The 16,965-nt window shown below is 59.5% G+C and carries 15 protein-coding genes; 4 read left to right on the top strand and 11 right to left on the bottom strand.

Annotated elements, in window-relative coordinates; genetic code table 11:
- Positions 1 to 15: 15 nt before the first annotated feature.
- On the bottom strand, positions 16 to 2,142 hold the full coding sequence (locus tag AC2VNM_RS04160; RefSeq protein WP_483166940.1) for a UvrD-helicase domain-containing protein: 2,127 nt from the start codon (positions 2,140 to 2,142) through the stop codon (positions 16 to 18).
- A gap of 100 nt (positions 2,143 to 2,242) precedes the next feature.
- Between AC2VNM_RS04160 and AC2VNM_RS04155 the strand changes: the two genes are divergently transcribed.
- Complete coding sequence (locus AC2VNM_RS04155) at positions 2,243 to 3,184, top strand: DnaJ C-terminal domain-containing protein (protein WP_483189930.1); 942 nt, start codon at positions 2,243 to 2,245, stop codon at positions 3,182 to 3,184.
- Positions 3,185 to 3,187: 3 nt separating this feature from the next.
- Here AC2VNM_RS04155 and AC2VNM_RS04150 read toward each other — a convergent pair whose 3' ends face one another.
- The gene (locus tag AC2VNM_RS04150) at positions 3,188 to 5,059 is read right to left on the bottom strand and encodes a sensor domain-containing diguanylate cyclase (RefSeq protein ID WP_483189929.1); all 1,872 of its coding nucleotides are present in this window, start codon (positions 5,057 to 5,059) and stop codon (positions 3,188 to 3,190) included.
- Between the two features lie 47 nt (positions 5,060 to 5,106).
- Entirely contained in the window at positions 5,107 to 5,769 is a 663-nt protein-coding gene (locus AC2VNM_RS04145) for an SIMPL domain-containing protein (RefSeq protein WP_483166943.1), read from the bottom strand.
- Between the two features lie 191 nt (positions 5,770 to 5,960).
- Here AC2VNM_RS04145 and AC2VNM_RS04140 point away from each other — a divergent pair, with 191 nt between their 5' ends.
- From AC2VNM_RS04140 to AC2VNM_RS04130, 3 genes are all read left to right on the top strand, one after another.
- Complete coding sequence (locus AC2VNM_RS04140) at positions 5,961 to 6,338, top strand: hypothetical protein (RefSeq protein WP_483166944.1); 378 nt, start codon at positions 5,961 to 5,963, stop codon at positions 6,336 to 6,338.
- A gap of 173 nt (positions 6,339 to 6,511) precedes the next feature.
- Positions 6,512 to 7,585 (top strand): linear amide C-N hydrolase, encoded by a 1,074-nt coding sequence (locus AC2VNM_RS04135; RefSeq protein ID WP_483189928.1) that lies wholly within the window; start codon positions 6,512 to 6,514, stop codon positions 7,583 to 7,585.
- Positions 7,586 to 7,616: 31 nt separating this feature from the next.
- Positions 7,617 to 8,435 carry an META domain-containing protein gene (locus AC2VNM_RS04130; protein WP_483189927.1) on the top strand — a complete coding sequence of 273 codons (819 nt, stop codon included), beginning with the start codon at positions 7,617 to 7,619 and terminating at the stop codon, positions 8,433 to 8,435.
- Positions 8,436 to 8,541: 106 nt separating this feature from the next.
- On the opposite strand, the gene AC2VNM_RS04125 is transcribed toward AC2VNM_RS04130, so the two are convergent.
- The 8 genes from AC2VNM_RS04125 to atpA form a co-directional block, all read right to left on the bottom strand.
- On the bottom strand, positions 8,542 to 8,970 hold the full coding sequence (locus AC2VNM_RS04125; RefSeq protein ID WP_483167311.1) for a type II toxin-antitoxin system VapC family toxin: 429 nt from the start codon (positions 8,968 to 8,970) through the stop codon (positions 8,542 to 8,544).
- Positions 8,970 to 9,203, bottom strand: a complete 234-nt coding sequence (locus AC2VNM_RS04120; RefSeq protein ID WP_483167312.1) for a type II toxin-antitoxin system Phd/YefM family antitoxin — start codon at positions 9,201 to 9,203, stop codon at positions 8,970 to 8,972. Before AC2VNM_RS04120 ends, AC2VNM_RS04125 begins: the two co-directional genes overlap by 1 nt.
- 144 nt (positions 9,204 to 9,347) lie before the next feature.
- Positions 9,348 to 11,183: a glutamine--fructose-6-phosphate transaminase (isomerizing) gene (gene glmS, locus AC2VNM_RS04115; protein ID WP_483189646.1), complete on the bottom strand. Its 1,836-nt coding sequence runs from the start codon at positions 11,181 to 11,183 to the stop codon at positions 9,348 to 9,350.
- Positions 11,184 to 11,204: 21 nt separating this feature from the next.
- The gene (gene glmU, locus AC2VNM_RS04110; RefSeq protein ID WP_483166416.1) at positions 11,205 to 12,584 is read right to left on the bottom strand and encodes a bifunctional UDP-N-acetylglucosamine diphosphorylase/glucosamine-1-phosphate N-acetyltransferase GlmU; all 1,380 of its coding nucleotides are present in this window, start codon (positions 12,582 to 12,584) and stop codon (positions 11,205 to 11,207) included.
- A gap of 84 nt (positions 12,585 to 12,668) precedes the next feature.
- The gene (locus AC2VNM_RS04105; protein WP_483189645.1) at positions 12,669 to 13,094 is read right to left on the bottom strand and encodes a F0F1 ATP synthase subunit epsilon; all 426 of its coding nucleotides are present in this window, start codon (positions 13,092 to 13,094) and stop codon (positions 12,669 to 12,671) included.
- Positions 13,095 to 13,099: 5 nt separating this feature from the next.
- The gene (atpD, locus tag AC2VNM_RS04100; RefSeq protein ID WP_483166418.1) at positions 13,100 to 14,509 is read right to left on the bottom strand and encodes a F0F1 ATP synthase subunit beta; all 1,410 of its coding nucleotides are present in this window, start codon (positions 14,507 to 14,509) and stop codon (positions 13,100 to 13,102) included.
- Between the two features lie 28 nt (positions 14,510 to 14,537).
- Complete coding sequence (gene atpG / locus AC2VNM_RS04095) at positions 14,538 to 15,404, bottom strand: F0F1 ATP synthase subunit gamma (protein ID WP_483166419.1); 867 nt, start codon at positions 15,402 to 15,404, stop codon at positions 14,538 to 14,540.
- A gap of 9 nt (positions 15,405 to 15,413) precedes the next feature.
- Positions 15,414 to 16,958, bottom strand: a complete 1,545-nt coding sequence (gene atpA, locus AC2VNM_RS04090) for a F0F1 ATP synthase subunit alpha (RefSeq protein ID WP_483166420.1) — start codon at positions 16,956 to 16,958, stop codon at positions 15,414 to 15,416.
- Positions 16,959 to 16,965 lie beyond the last annotated feature (7 nt).

The following is a 16,965-nucleotide window of genomic DNA, read 5'->3' as shown; positions in this document are numbered from 1 at the left end:
CCCCCGTGCTTCTCTTCAGGATAGTCTTTCCAGACTCACAATTCCCAGGGCCAGCCATTTGCTGCCGGAGCTGAACTGAATCTGTACCCGTCCCTGGCGTCCACCGCCCTCATAATCCAGTACCGTTCCCTCACCAAAAACCGGGTGACGGATGCGCCCACCCAACGGGTAGGGGCAATCGCTGCGCCCACTGCTCGAAGCCGATAGAGCAGGTGCCAGCGGTCGACTGATGCGCGCGCGCGGGCGCAGCTCTTCGATTTCCTCTGCCGGTAGCTCGCGCAAGAAGCGCGACGCCAAGGCCAAACGCTCCGCGCCATGCAGCCGCCGGCTCTCGGCGTGACAGAGAACGAGCTGCTGCATGGCGCGGGTCATGCCCACATAGCAGAGGCGCCGTTCCTCGGCCAGACCGGCAGGGTCTTCCAAGCTACGTTGATGCGGAAAGAGCCCTTCCTCCAGCCCAACGAGAAAGACCTGGGCAAATTCCAGTCCCTTGGCACTATGCAGGCTCATCAACTGCACCGCATCTTCCCAGGCCTCGGCCCCGCCTTCCCCCGCCTCGAGGGCAGCATGGGTGAGAAATTCGCTGAGCAGATCCCCGGGTACGGGACTCAGTTCGCGCAGGCCCTCGGAGCCATCCTGCAGAGCAAAACTGCGCGCCGCATTGATCAGCTCCTCCAGGTTTTCCAGGCGTCCTTCGCCGCGATCGCCATCCCGCGCATGCCAATCGCGCAGGGGAACCTGCTCGAGAACCAGACGCACCTGCTCATCGAGCTCCTGGTGGGTGCAGGCTTCCGCCAAGCGATCGATGAGGGTGAGAAAAGCATTGAGCTTGGGCTGCGCCATCTCCCCGGCGGCCTGCCAGAGCGAAATGCCGCGCTCGCGGGCGAGGCTGCGCAGGCGTTCGAGGGTAACAGCGCCAATGCCGCGCGCCGGCACATTGACCACCCGCTCGAAGGCGGCGTCGTCGTGGCGCTGCAAGACCAGACGCAAATAGGCGAGGACGTCCTTGACCTCGGCCCGCTCGAAAAAGCGCAGGCCACCATAGACCCGATAAGGCACGCCGGCACGCAGGAGATGTTCTTCAAAGGGCCGCGACTGGGCATTGGAGCGATAGAGGATGGCACAGTCCTCGCGCTTGCCGCCCGCCGCCACCCACTGCTCGATGCGACCGGCCACAAAACGGGCCTCATCCTCTTCGTTGTAGGCGCGATAGAGCTGCACCGGAGCGCCCTCGCTGCGTTCCGTCCACAAGGTCTTGCCGAGACGGTCGTGATTCTGCGCGATGACGGCATTGGCCGCTGCCAGAATCGGCGCCGTAGAGCGATAATTCTGTTCCAGGCGGATCAACCGGGCACTGGGAAAATCGCGCTGAAAGCGAAAGAGGTTTTCGACTTCGGCACCCCGCCAGGCATAGATCGACTGGTCATCATCGCCAACCACGAAGAGATTCTGATGCCCCTCCGCCAGCCGCCGCAGCCACTGATATTGCACGGCATTGGTGTCCTGAAATTCATCCACCAGAACCTGTTGAAACCGCTCCTGATACTGGGCAAGAAGGGGAGCATTATTCCACAGGCGCAGGGCATAGAGCAGCAGGTCGGCAAAATCCAGGGCTCCAGCGCGCTCGCGCAGCAATTCGTAGCGCTGATAGATCTCCAGTAGCTGCGGCGGCACCGAACGCTCGCCGGCGAGCTCCTGCGGCCCGCGGCCACCGTCCTTCCAGCGACTGATACGTCCGGCGATCTGCCGCGCCGGCCAGTGCTTATCGTCCAGCTGCAGCTCCCGCACGGCACGCCGCACCAAGCGTTGGCTATCGTCCGCGTCGAGGATGACAAACTGCTCCGGCAGATCGACCAGCTCGTGGTGCATACGCAGCAGGCGATGCGCAATGCCATGAAAGGTTCCCATCCACAAGCCACGCAGATCCATGTCGAGCATGGCCGCGAGACGTTCGCGCATGGCCCGCGCCGCCTTGTTGGTGAAGGTCACCGCGAGGATCTGCCCTGGATAGAGGCCGTCTTCCAGCAAATGGGCGATACGGCTGGTGAGCACGCGCGTTTTCCCCGAACCCGCGCCCGCCAGAACCAGCGCCGGCCCCGGTGCCAGCAGCACTGCCTCCCGCTGCCGCTCGTTTAGTTCCATACCTGCCTTACCGTACTGGTGACTTGAAAAAACACCTCTGCGCCCCCACAGTCGCATCAGGTTCATTAGATGCCATCGCGGCATGATACGGGGGGTTCCCTTGGAATACAAAGACTACTACCAGATCCTGGGGGTAGCGCGTGACGCCGACGCAGACGCGATCAAATCCGCGTATCGGAAGATGGCGCGCAAATATCACCCGGACGTAAGTAAGGAGGCCAATGCCGAGGACCGCTTCAAGGACCTGCAAGAGGCCTACGAGGTACTGAAAGATCCGGAAAAGCGCCGTGCCTACGATCAGCTCGGCAGCAATTGGCAAGCGGGGCAGGATTTTCGTCCGCCACCCGGCTGGGAACATTTTACCGGCGGCTTTGGCGGCGGTGCGAACCCCAATATGGGCGGCTTCAGCGACTTCTTCGAGGAGCTCTTTGCCCAGCGGGGGCGACGCAGCCCACACGGCGGTGCGTCCTTTCGTATGCGTGGGGAGGACAGCGAAGCGGAGATCCAGATTCCCCTGGAGGACGTCTTCCATGGGGCAAAGCGAGAGATTTCTCTGGAGCTGCCCGTACTCGGCCCGGACGGACGCATGCACCGCGAACGCCGCCAGCTCAGCGTCAAAATTCCTGCGGGAATCGCTGAGGGACAGCGCCTGCGGATAACCGGGCAAGGACAGCCCGGCCAAGGGGGCGGACCCAATGGCGATCTCTACCTGCGGGTGCGCTACGCAGCACATCCGCGATTTCGGGCCGAGGGAAAGGACCTATACCTCGACCTTCCTATCAGTCCGTGGGAGGCGGTACTGGGTGCATCAGTATCGGTGCCTACCCTGGATGGACAGCTTCGGGTGAAGGTTCCGGCCGGCAGCAGTAGCGGACAGAAATTGCGACTTGGGGGCAGGGGATTACCAGAGAGCAAGGGCGGCAAGGCCGGCGACCTCTACGTGGTTCTCCAGATTGTTGTCCCCAAAGAGGTCAGTACAGCAGAGAAGGAGCTATGGGAAAAGCTCGCGACAGAAAGTCGTTTTCAGCCGCGGAATGACTGACACTCAGGAGCGAGCAAAAAGAACCGCTTGGTTGCGCCCGAGCCGTTTGGCCTCGAAGAGCGCTTGGTCGGCTGCTTGCAGCAGATCCTTTGCAGAAGCCATCTGTGCATCCCGGCTTGCGGCCCCGATACTGACCGAAACATCTGGTTGCAGGTCAGTCCAGGTATCTGCCGCAGCCAGTTGCGAGCAAATGCGCCGTGCCAACACCTGGACACCTCGCGCGTCGGTGTTTGGACAAATGATCAGAAACTCATCGCCCCCCACCCGACAGGGAATATCCTGGTGGCGGGCAAAGGCGTCGAGAATACTCGAGGCCCTCTGCAACACTTCGTCACCCACGTCGTGGCCGTGGGTATCGTTGATCAGCTTGAAGTTATCCAGATCTAGAAGCATCAGGGCAAGATTTTTATCGTGGCGTTCTGCGATCGACCACTCCTGTGCCAGCCTCTCGTCGGCATAGCGACGATTGCGCAGGTGGGTCAGCGGGTCTGTTAGCGCCGCTTGTCGCAGATCCCGATTGACATCCGCCAAAGATCCGGTGAATTTGCGCATGCGCTCCTGCCGATGCAGATATTTTTGCCTTGCCTCCTGGCGACGCTGGGCCAATTGCAAGTGTTTTCGCAGACTTTCGGGGAACGAAGACCTAGGTTCGTAGGCATCGATACCGAGGCGAAACAGCTCACTTTCACTCTGCGCATCCAGCTTGTCGCCAACGAGCAAGATGTACGGTCCGAGAACCGGATCCAGGCCGCGTAAATTGGTCGTGATCCACTCCTTGGCATTTTGCTGGGAGGCGACGACCAGCAAATCCAGACTCGCAATATCACTGATATCTGCCATCAATGGCGAAAGCCCCAGACGCGAGAATACTTCCATGCACGCGTCGGACACGCTGCTGTCCATCGCCAGGCACGCGACCCGCAATGGGGAGGAATCGCTCGATGCAACTCGCTCCCGATCCATCAGAAACTCCCAGTCCAGCGGCTCCGCAAGCAACGGCGCCGCTTCTTGCAACAGGCTCTGCCATTGCGGCCAAGCCAAAAGGAGGCGGGAGACTTGTTCGCGGACGCGCGCGGCATCGAGACCGAGCTTGATCATCTCCTCGGCCATTTGCGCTGCGCTAGCGGATCGGCGTGGGTTATCACGCAGGCAGAATTCCGCCATGCCCGCCCCAAAACGAAGCAGCCGCGCCAGAAACAGCGACCGACCTGCGTCTGGAAAGGAACTCAACTCCTCCGGCTGTGCTTGATGAAATATGGCTTCCACGAAGACCATCGGCAATCCCCACTCTTCTACCAGCAGGGAAGACAACTCATCGTGGTCAATGCCATATTGCTCGCGTTCGATGCGCAGCAGCGCGTTACCTTCGGATGGTGGCACCGTGCCACGCAATTCTGCATAACTCTCGGAGAACAGGCTCACCAAGGCCAGCTCGCCCACCTTGGCCAGGAGCGCCACAACAAATATTTCGTCTGAATTGACCTGACCAAGTTGCTCAGACAGTGCTTGTACGGTGAGCGCCGACAGCAATGAAACGGTCCAAAATTTGGCGTAATCGAATCCGCTCACCCGCGGAGTGGTCGACTGGATGAGCGTCAAGGCCAAGATGAGACGTTTGATCTGCGCTTGGCCGAGCACCAGAATTGCGTCCGAAACCGCCACTATGGGACGTGAGCGGGTGCGAATGGAGACATTGGCGAGCTGTAGCAGCCGCGCGTTCGTTGCTGGATCGGATTGCAGCACCCGTACCAGTTCGCGATCGTCGACTTCCTCTTGCTCCAGGAGACGTAACGCTTCCAGGTACACTCCTTTCGGTGAGGGAAGTTTACCACCCTGACGATACTGGGATAGCCAATCAATATTCCTCGTTGCCACTGTTTTCCCCAGCTCGTCCTGCGATATTCTCAGTCTCGTATACTAGACTATTTTCTGCAAAATGCCGTCCCCGTCAAATCGATTTGGCCATGGCTCTCGCTGTGCCCCATCGCCACGGGTACGGCTCGTTCCGGGCCCAAGAAGACTGGGGCAATGGGCTGCACAGGCACGCCGCTCTGGATACTGACCCGCTCCACCCCAGACCAAGACAGGCCCAAGGCCGTGCAGGCATTGCGGGCGTCTTCTATAAAGCGATGCAACACCGTAGTGCTGGCCTGCCGCTGTGCGGTGGCAATGGCCGAAGCCGCGGCCTCTGACCGCAGAGAGCGCAACTGCAGACGGGACTGCAGCGTGGCCAGAACCGGCAGCAGCACTTTGGGATCGGCGCGTAGCGACAGATCCCCTGCCACCCGCCAGTCTTTGTCGCTCTGGCGATTACTGCTGTAACCTGCAAGCTGCCAGTGGATCTGCGGATAGGCAGCCAATTGTTGTTCTGCCCAGCGCAGATCTTCGTTTACCACACTGGCGGCACTGCTCGCCTGCGGTTTTTCCGCAGTGGCCTGGAGTTGCGCGATCAGTTCACTGTTGGCGACCGTATATTTCTGTGTAAGCCGCAATTCCACCTGTGGCAGGGAATTCTGAGTATCTGCCGAGGCGGTCGGAGCGATACAGCAGGCCAGCACCGCCAAACTGCAACTCAGTTTTTTCATAGTTTTCTCCATGGACTGGCTCACGAAGCAGTATAGTTCATGTCATAGCCTATTGCTCTTGGAGGGCGGCCGCTCAGGAAAAGGGGTCGACTCTTCAAGGTAGAACGGATAATTGTACGAGGAGTGGAAATGTCCCATGATTTTTCAGAGGTTGGTATATTTCTTATCCTGTTAGCAGAAGAGGTGATCCATTGAAAATCCAAACACCTGGCAGCAAACCTATCCATGAGCCCATCGTACTGCGCACCTATACCGAGTTTTTATGGCACCAGGCCAGATATACTCTGGCCGGAATAACCTTCCTGATTCTTTCTCTCGGCATGGGAATCGCTGGATATCACATCTTTGGCAAACTGGACTGGCTCGACAGCCTGTTGAATGCCAGCATGATATTGAGCGGTATGGGACCCGTTTCATCGCTCCACGGCAGCACGGCAAAACTCTTTGCCAGCGCATTCGCATTATATTCAGGTATTGTGTATCTTGCGGTATCCGCAATATTGCTTTATCCCTTGGTATTGCGCATGCTCAAAATCCTGCATCTCCAGGCTTTGCATACGCCCCAATAGGGTTGTCGCCATCACCTCCGCACAGCCGGAAAATATCTTCTGGGGGGCCATTGCTGCGCTTTATCGCATTACGAAAAAGGCGCATCATCATTTACTGGAGGACGCTGCACTATCGCTGACAGGCATTCCCACTTAGTGTTTTTGCGCATCCCATCACCCAAAGGAGACATCACATGTGTGTTCGAAAGATTTTTTCTATCGTTCTCAGCTCTGCGCTGACCCTCATTGCCGCCAATGGCGAGGCCTGTACCCGAGTGGTCTACCACGGTGAGGATGGCCTGACCATTACCGGCCGCACTATGGACTGGAAAGATCCCATGCACACTCGTTTGTGGCTTTTCCCCGCGGGCCTGAAGGAAAACGGGGGGGCAGGCAAGAATGCAGCAGTATGGACTTCGCGCTACGGCAGCGTCGTTGTCACTTCCCTCAATGCCGCCGTCTCCGATGGAATGAATCAAAAAGGCCTGGTGGCCAACATGCTGTGGCTGAATTCCAGCAAGTACCCCGATCACTGCGGGACCGACGAAAAACGTCTAGCGATCAGCGCCTGGGCGCAGTATTTCCTCGATAACTTCGCGACGGTGCAGGAGGCCGTTCATTCTCTGAAGACGCATCCCGTTTGTCTGATTTCGGCGCCCATCCCTGGCACTGATCGCTTCACCACCCTACACCTGTCGTTGTCGGATAGTAGCGGCAATAGTGCCATCCTGGAGTACATCGACGGCAACTTGGTGATCCACGAAGGCCGGCAGTATCAGGTGCTGACCAATGATCCGGAATATTCGCAGCAACTCGCCGTTGCGAGATATTGGGAAGGGATTGGCGGCACCCGCTTCCTGCCCGGCAGCAATCAGGCTCCAGATCGCTTCGCGCGGGCGAGCTTCTACATTCACGCCATCCCCAAAACCGCCAGCAACCGGGTCGGGGTAGCCCAGGTGTTCAGCGTGCTCAACAACATCTCCGTACCCATGGGTATCTCCACTCCGGGGCACCCCAATATCTCCACCACCCGCTGGCGGGTCGTGGCCGATCAAAAGGACCTGAAATATTATTTCAACTCGACCTCCTCCATGGATCTGTTCTGGGTTGACCTCAACAAGGCCGACCTGAAACCCGGCGCCCCAGTGCGGATGCTGCCCATGGGCCAAGGGGAGACCTACAATGGTGACGTGCTTGACAAATTTGTGCCTAGCAAGCCCTTCGAGTTTGCCCCGGTGCCGCCGGAGGTCTTGGCGGCATACCGCTGACGAAGCAATTTTTACTGACAAGGAAGCGCCCATGAAGATTTCTGCCAAGTTGTTTTTCCTGTTGCTTCCCATGACGTTAGCGGGTTGCGCCGCAGCGGCGCCGTCTCGTCAGGGCAGCCATCCCCAGCCCCCGGATGAGAGCACGGCAAAAACCTCCCTCGACTGGTCCGGCAGTTATGCAGGGAATCTGCCCTGCGCCGACTGTGCAGGTATCCGCATGACCATCAGTCTGCGCAACGATGATCGTTATCTGTTGACGCACCAATACGCCAGCAACAAGGCGGGGGGCATCTTCCGCAGTCAAGGCAGCTTTCATTGGCTGCCGGGAGCTTCGGAAATCGAGCTGTCTTCTGCGGATGGGGAAAGGTTTCAGGTCGTGGAGAATGCGCTGGTACCGCTTACCGGCGAAGGCAAGGCGCTAGAGTTGGGAGGCAAGCGCTGGGTACTGAACAAGGTCAGCAGCCAGGACTCCGCGCAGGCGCTTTATGCCAGTTACCGCTGGCAGCTGAGCAAGCTTCCAGGCCACCAGACCGTCGCCACTGCCAACGGCAAGAAGCCCTATCTGGCCTTCGATCCCGCGGAACGCTCGGTATCCGGCTGGGATGGCTGCAATCGCATTGCTGGACGGGTCGCCCTCGGCGCGGAGAATACCCTACGTTTCCCCGCCCTGGTATCGACGCGCATGGCCTGTCTAGGCAGCAATGCAGAACTGGAGACGGCTTTTTCCACTGCACTGAACGAAACACGCTCGTTCACCTGGCATGGCAATCTGCTCGATCTGCAAGGGGAAAACGGAAAACTACTCGCCCAGTTCTCCGAGATTGCCGAGCCCGAAACTTCAGCGCATTGAGATTTTGCGTCCTATAGGGAATTTGAAGCCTGCGATATTTTCGTGGCTAGCTTCCGCGGGCGCTATATTTTTTCGCCCAGTCACGGTGTTCGCTTGCCCGTTATGGCTAGATGCCCCGGCTGGCGGACACCTTGAGCAAGTTGGCCGCCGCCAGCAGGCCCTGGTCCAGTGTGTAAAAGGTCTCGGCGCCGTGGTTGCTGGCAATGGCCAAGTGCAGGGCATCTCCGGCACGGAGTTTAGTGGCGAAGTGCTTGATGTAGCTCGTGGCTAGGTCGAAGTCCGCGACTCCCAAGGTGAGGACCCGAAAGGACTCCGACACCATGGTATCGAACTGGTCCATGGCGGCTAGGGCATTGCTTTCCGCCAGGGCCTGCGTTCTGACCTCACGGGCAAGCAAGCTGGCGAATTCCGTCCGGGTCCAACGGCTTACAGAAAGCTCTCCGGGCGGCAGCTTGACAATAAACGCCTCGACCTTGTCGCTGGTTTCTTCTTCCAGGATGAGAGGGGCTAGAAAGCTGGTATCGAAATACAGCATTACAGCCCTTCCTCGCGCATCTGCCGCAGCAGCTCGACGCTGGACTTGCGCCAATGAGGCATCTGCTTGCGGAATTGAGCGAGGGACTTGAGCGGCTGCTTAGGTTTCTCAACGGGAGTGAGACGTGCGATGGGCTGGCCGCGCCGCGTTATGACCACCTCTTCTCCGGCCTCCACTTGGTCGAGCAAATGGCTCAGATGGGTCTTGGCTTCGGCCAGGGTGACAGTGCTCATGCCAAACCTCTATTGGTCATGTAGTTGGTCATAGAATAGCCCGAGATACCCTTTCTGGCAAATCCGCACTACGTCAATGGTCACGAGCAGATCTGTGAGCAAACTTTATTATCTGTGAACAACTAGCCACACGGACACACACAGTTACTCGACAGTCACAGCCTTTGCCAGGTTGCGCGGGCGGTCAACGTCAGTACCCTTCACCAGAGCGGCATGGTAGGCGAGAAGCTGCACTGGGATGGCGTGGAGGACGGGCGAAAGCAGCCCGGCGTGGCGGGGGAGGCGAATCACATGCACCCCTTCTCCACCCTCATAGTGGCTATCGAGATCGGTAAAGACGTAGAGCTGCCCGCCACGGGCGTGGACCTCCTGCATGTTGGCAGCGACCTTCTCGAAGAGCTGGTCGTTGGCGGCAATCACCACCACGGGCATCTGCCGATCGACCAGCGCCAGGGGCCCATGTTTCAACTCACCGGCAGGGTAGGCCTCGGCATGGATGTAGGAAATCTCCTTGAGCTTCAGCGCCCCCTCCAAGGCAATGGGATAGTGCAGTCCCCTGCCGAGGAATAGGGCATGCTCCTTATCCGCAAAGCGATTCGCCCAGAGCTGGATTTGTGGTTCCAGATTGAGGGCCTGCTGCAGGCTGCCCGGCAGTTGCCGTAAGGCCTCGCGATGCGCCTGCAATGCGGCCGCATCTACCCGGCCACGCAGCACGCCGAGACTGAGGGCGAGCAGGTAGAGGGCAACGAGCTGAGTGGTGAAGGCCTTGGTCGAGGCCACGCCGATTTCTGGTCCGGCGCGAGTGAGAAAACGCAGGGCCGACGCCCGCGGGATAGCACTCTCCGCGACGTTGCAGATCGACAGGGTGTGCTGATGCCCCAAGGTCTGCGCGTGCCGCAGCGCCTCGTAGGTATCCAGGGTCTCACCGGACTGCGACAGGGTAACGATGAGCTGGCGTGGATCGGGAATGCTCTCGCGGTAGCGGTACTCGTGTCCGAGTTCTGCCGCTGCCGGGATGCCCGCAATGGATTCGATCCATTGGCGCCCCACCAGACTTGCGTAATGACTGGTTCCCGAGGCCAGCAACAGGACGCGATCGATTTCTTGCAGTCGCTCCGCCGCTCCCTTTCCCCACAACTGGTCGATGGAGAAATCCCCATCCAGAGCCGCTTCCAGGGTGTCAGCAACGGCGCGCGGCTGCTCGTAGATCTCCTTCTGCATGAAGTGACGGTAGGGTCCGAGGTCGATGGCTGCCGAGCTCAACTGGCTCCAATGCTCTTCCCGCTGTATCAGCATCCCCTCGGCATCCTGCAGAGATGACTCATTCTGCTGGAGCCGGACAAAATCGCCATCTTCGAGATAGATCACCCGCCGTGTCACCGGCAACAGTGCCGCTACATCTGAGGCAAAAAAGTGTCCCTGCTCCGCGATGCCCAACAAGAGGGGACAGCCCTTGCGATGCAGTACCAGCTCCTGCGGATCGCGCCGACTGAGCACGGCGAAGGCGTAGGCACCCTGTAACTCACGACTGGCTGCCTGTACCGCTGCCAGCAGGGCAGGCAACTGCTGACGATACCAGTGCACCAGATGGGCGATGACTTCGGTATCGGTCTCGGAAGTAAAGCGGTAGCCCAGGGACTGCAGACGACTGCGTAAGTTCTGATAATTTTCGATGATGCCATTGTGGACTACGGCAATCTCGTCATGGGAGATCAGCGGATGGGCATTGTGCTCGGCAATCCCGCCATGGGTCGCCCAACGGGTGTGGCCGATGCCGACCGTTGCTCGGAACCCTTCCTTGGTTTGCAACGCCGCCAGCTCCGCGACACGCCCGACGCTGCGGCGCCGCTGCAACTCGCCCTGCGCATCGACAAAGGCCAGGCCAGCCGAGTCATAGCCACGGTACTCCAGGCGCCGTAAGCCCTCGAGAATGACTGGAACCACATCGTCCGTCGCAAGTCCACCAACAATTCCACACATTGCTCTGATCCCCCGCCTGGTTCAGGATGGTGTACAGGATTTTTTGGGACCCTGCCAGTGTGAAATCGTCCTTTGCGGTGTCCGGCTGAGAGTCAAGCCACCTTCCGGTACCGCCTTGGTGATGGTGCTGCCGGCACCGATGGTGGCACCTTTTCCCACAGAAACCGGAGCTACCAGCTGCGTGTCAGACCCTACGAAAACATCGTCACCAATCTCGGTGCGATGTTTGTGTACGCCATCATAGTTGCAGGTGATCACGCCTGCACCAATATTCACGCCCTTACCGATCTCCGCGTCGCCGAGATAACTCAGGTGATTGGCCTTGCTTCCTTCACCCAGAATGACCTTTTTGGTTTCCACGAAATTGCCGATATGCGCACGCGCGCCGATGTCGCTTCCTGGCCGAATGCGGGCAAACGGGCCTACGCGGGCCGCCGTGCCAATGCGCGCTTCCTCCAATAACGAATAGGAGAGAATCTCCACATCGTCGCCGATCGTACAGTCACGCAGAATTACGCCGGCACCGACGCGCACACGATCCCCGAGCGAGACCTTGCCCTCGATGATCACTCCAGGCTCCAGCCAACAGTCCATGCCAAAGCGAAGTTCACCGCGCAGATCCAGACGCGCCGGGTCGGCGCAGCGCAGCCCTGCACGCTGCAAGGCCTCCACCTGCCGGCGCTGGTAGAAGCGTTCCGCCACGGCGAGCTGGGCGGGGTCGTTCACCCCCAGGGCCTCCTCCGGCCGCGGCAGGCGAAAGCCGTGTACCGCAACGCCGTCGCTACGTGCGAAGCCCACCAAGTCCGTAAGGTAGTACTCTCCCTGCGCATTGCTGGGCTGCAGACGCGCGATCCAGGCCGGCAAGCGAGACGCAGGGAGGAGCATGATGCCCAGATTGACTTCCCGCAGCAGCCGCTCCTCTGCGCTGCAGTCACGCTCCTCGCGAATCCCCAGGACCTCCCCTTGCGGAGAGCGAAGGATTCGACCATAGCCCTGGGGGTCCGTCAGGTCCCCGGTACAGAGTCCGAGGACATTGGCTGGCGTGCTGTGCAGAAACTGCTGCAGGGTCTCGGCACGCAGTAGCGGCACGTCGCCATACAGCACCAGCACCCGCTCGGCCTCCCGCAGAGCTGGCAAGGCCTGGCGTACGGCGTCGCCGGTGCCGAGTTGCCGTTCTTGGTGGTGCCAACAGATCTCGCCCTCGTGCGCAAAGGTTGCACGCACCAGCTCTGCGCCATAACCGACAGTGACGTGGATCCGCGGGTTTCCCGCTAGCGTGCGCGCCGTATCGAGCACATGCGCCAATAATGGCTTGCCCGCCAATGGCTGCAACACCTTGGGCGACGATGAGCGCATGCGCGTGCCCTTACCAGCGGCCAGGATGACGACGTCGATTGTCATGTTATTCCCCCAAAAACAAAGGCCCCACTACGCTACTGCGTCGGGGCCTTCGACAAGCTACGTGGGAAAAGACCGCCCAAAAGGCTAGCGCAGGATACCCTGTTCGCGCAGACGCTGCAGGGTGCGCAGGCGTGCTACCTGCTCGAGCAGCTCCGCTTGCGCCGCCGCATAATCCAGCTCGTCCGCCTGATTGGCGATGCGCACCTCTGCCGCCTCCTTGGCAGCCTTGGCCTTCGCCTCATCGATATCAGTGGCACGCTCTGCGGAATCCGCCAGAACCGTAACCACGTCGGGCTGGATTTCGAGGATCCCGCCGTTTACGAAGAGATATTCGGTCTCAGCACCATGTTTGATGCGCAGCTCCCCCGGGCGCAGCCCGGTGAGCAGCGGGGCATGGCGGGGAAGGATACCCAGCTCACCCATCTGCCCCGGTGCAATCACCATATCCGCCGTGCCTTCGTAGATGCTGCCTTCCGCGCTGACTACCCGCACATCGATGGTCATGCCCATAGCTCTCAGCCTTGCTGCAGCTTCTGCGCCTTGGCTAGCGCTTCATCGATGGTGCCGACCATATAAAAGGCCTGCTCGGGCAGATGGTCATATTCGCCACTGACAATCGCCTTGAAGCCACGGATGGTCTCTTTGAGCGAAACGTAGGTGCCCGGGCTACCGGTAAAGACTTCGGCAACAAAGAACGGCTGCGACAGGAAGCGTTGGATTTTCCGTGCCCGTCCCACCAGCACCTTGTCTTCGGCAGAAAGTTCGTCCATACCGAGGATGGCGATGATGTCCTGCAACTCTTTGTAGCGCTGCAAAGTCTTCTGACAGGAACGCGCTACGTCGTAGTGCTCCTGTCCGACGATCTGCGGATCGAGCTGACGGCTAAAGGAATCCAGAGGATCCAAAGCCGGATAGATGCCCAGCTCGGCGATCTGTCGCGACAACACCACCGTCGCATCCAAATGGGCGAAGGTGGTTGCCGGAGACGGATCGGTGAGGTCATCCGCCGGCACGTAAACGGCTTGCACCGAGGTAATCGAGCCGACTTTGGTAGAGGTGATCCGCTCCTGCAGCTTGCCCATTTCTTCGGCCAGGGTCGGCTGATAACCCACCGCCGATGGCATACGGCCGAGCAGTGCGGAAACCTCGGTGCCCGCCAGGGTATAGCGGAAGATATTGTCGATAAACATCAGGATGTCGCGGCCTTCATCGCGGAAATGCTCCGCCATGGTCAAGCCGGTAAGACCCACGCGCAGACGGTTGCCTGGTGGCTCGTTCATCTGCCCGTACACCAGCGCAACCTTATCGATAACGCTGGACTCGGTCATTTCGTGATAGAAGTCGTTGCCCTCGCGAGTCCGCTCGCCGACCCCAGCGAATACGGAGTAACCCGTGTGCTCGATGGCAATGTTGCGGATCAACTCCATCATCAATACCGTCTTACCCACGCCCGCGCCCCCGAAGAGGCCGACCTTGCCGCCCTTGGCAAAAGGACAGACCAAGTCGATGACCTTGACGCCGGTTTCCAGCACCTCGGTGCTCGCCGCCAACTCGTCAAAGGACGGGGCTGGGCGGTGGATCGCCTTGCGCTCTTGCGTCTGCACCGGCCCCTTGCCATCCACGGGATCGCCCAGGACATCCATGATGCGTCCCAGAGTTTCATGGCCCACGGGGACGCTGATCGGTGCCCCGGTGCGGCGGACGGAGAGTCCGCGCTTCAAGCCTTCGCTCGAACCCATGGCAATACCGCGAGCTACGCCATCACCCAACTGCGTCTGTACTTCGATGGTGAGATGGCGGTCTTCAACGACAATCGCCTCCATGATTTCCGGCACCTGCCCGCGGGGGAAGGCGACGTCGATCACCGGCCCGATGACTTGGACGATATGGCCAACGGCCTGATCTGCAACTTGCGCTTCGCTCATGCTCTGCATCCTCAAATAATCCAAAAATTTACACTGCCGCGGCGCCGGCGCTGATCTCCGCGATTTCCTGCGTGATTGCCGCCTGACGCGCCTTGTTGTAAGCAAGCTGTAATTCGCCCACGAGCCGTTTGGCATTGTCGGAGGCGTTTTTCATCGCCACCATCCGAGCGCTCTGCTCGCAGGCCAAATGCTCGACTACCGCCTGGTAAATGACCGATTCCACGTAGCGCTGTAACAGATGATCCAATACCGGTCGCGCTTCTGGCTCATAGATGTAATCCCAACGCTCGCCTGCCACCACCGTCTTTTCCTCCGGCTTTTTCACCGGCAAGACCTGCTCCAGGGTCGCCCGCTGCAACATGGTATTGATGAAGCGCGAAGAAATCAGGTAAAGGGCGTCAATCTCACCATTCCGATAGGCGTCGGTCATCACCCGAATCGGGCCAACCATATCCGCCAGGCCGGGCCGATCGCCAATGCCGGTGAGTTCGGCAGAGAGCTGCGCACCATGACGTCGCAGAAACCCAACGCCCTTGTTGCCAACTGCAGCCACCTGCACTTCTATGCCCTGACTCTGCAAGTCGTGCATTTGCTGCACAACGATGCGCAGGACGTTTACATTCAGTGCCCCACAAAGACCGCGATCGGAACTGACCAGCAGAAACCCAACCCGCTTTCTTGGCCGCTCGGCGAGAAAGGGATGTTGATACTCTGGATGCGCCTGCGCGACATGCGCCAGCACTTCGCGGATCTTGTCGGCATAGGGCCGCGATGCCGCCATCCGTTCCTGGGCGCGGCGCATTTTACTCGCCGCGACCATTTCCATGGCCTTGGTGATCTTGCGCGTGTTTTTTACGCTCTTGATCTGGGCGTTGATTTCCTTCGCCTTCGCCATTGCCGTTCCTTAATAACTCGCGGTGGACTTGAATTGCTTCAACGCTGCATCCAATTCTGCCTTGATCTCGTCGGTGAGTGCCTTCTTGTCTTCCAAGGCATCGACGGTCGCCTGATGATTGGAGTGCATATAGGCAAGCAAAGCCTTCTCAAAGGGCCGAACCTTGGCGACCTCGACGTCGTCCAGGGCACCACTGCTCGCCGCAAACAGTGCGATAGACTCCTCGGCGACGGACATCGGCGAATACTGATCCTGCTTCAGCAGCTCTGTTACGCGCTTGCCGCGCTCGATCTGCTTGCGCGTGATCTCATCAAGATCCGAAGCAAACTGCGCAAACGCCGCGAGCTCGCGGTATTGCGCCAAGTCCAGACGAATACCACCGCCGAGCTTCTTGATGACCTTGGTCTGCGCTGCGCCGCCGACGCGGGAAACCGACAGACCCGCATTGATAGCCGGGCGAATGCCGGAATTGAACAAATCGGATTCGAGATAGATCTGACCGTCGGTAATGGAAATAACATTGGTCGGCACGAACGCAGACACATCGCCCGCCTGGGTCTCGATGATCGGCAATGCGGTCAAGGAGCCGGTCTTTCCCTGTACCGCGCCATTGGTCTTCTTTGCCACGAAATCGGCGTTGACGCGCGCAGCGCGCTCCAGCAAGCGGGAGTGCAGATAGAACACGTCACCAGGGTAGGCCTCGCGACCTGGCGGACGGCGCAGCAACAGGGAGATCTGCCGGTAGGCCCAGGCTTGCTTGCTAAGGTCGTCGTAGATGATCAGGGCATCCATGCCCCGATCACGGAAATACTCGCCCATCGTACAACCGGCATAAGGTGCCAGGTACTGCATTGCCGCAGAATCCGAGGCGTTGGCGGCGACCACGATGGTGTACTCCATCGCGCCGTACTCCTCAAGCTTGCGCACCACACTCGCCACTGTGGACGCCTTCTGCCCGACGGCGACATACACACAGAAGACGTTCTGGCCCTTCTGATTCAGAATGGCGTCTACCGCAACGGCAGTCTTGCCAGTCTGGCGGTCGCCGATGATCAGCTCGCGCTGTCCGCGCCCGATCGGAACCATGGCATCAATTGCCTTGATTCCCGTCTGCATGGGCTCATCCACACTCTGGCGATCGATGACGCCCGGAGCGATCTTTTCGAGGACGTCGTATTCTTCCGCCTCAATCGGGCCTTTGCCATCCAGGGGCTGACCCAGGGAGTTGACTACGCGACCCAGCAAGCTCTTACCAATCGGTACCTGCATGACCTTACCGGTACATTTGACGACGTCCCCTTCCTCCAGGCCGGAGAATTCGCCCAATACCACGGCACCGACGTTGTCACGCTCCAGATTCATCGCGAGGGCATACTTACCCCCCGGCAACTCGAGCATCTCGCCGTACATCACGTCTTCCAGGCCGTGAATGCGGAGAATCCCGTCGCTCAGGCTGGTGATCGTTCCCTGTGAGCGGGTTTCTACCCGCCCCTCGAAACCCGCTATCCGCGTGCGGATCAGGTCACTGATTTCCGAAGGATTCAGTTGTTGCATGCCATTT

This window comes from Acidithiobacillus sp. TH-A67 (assembly GCF_057473545.1).
Note: the sequence above shows the minus strand (reverse complement) of the source record. Positions and strands in the feature narration are given on the sequence as shown.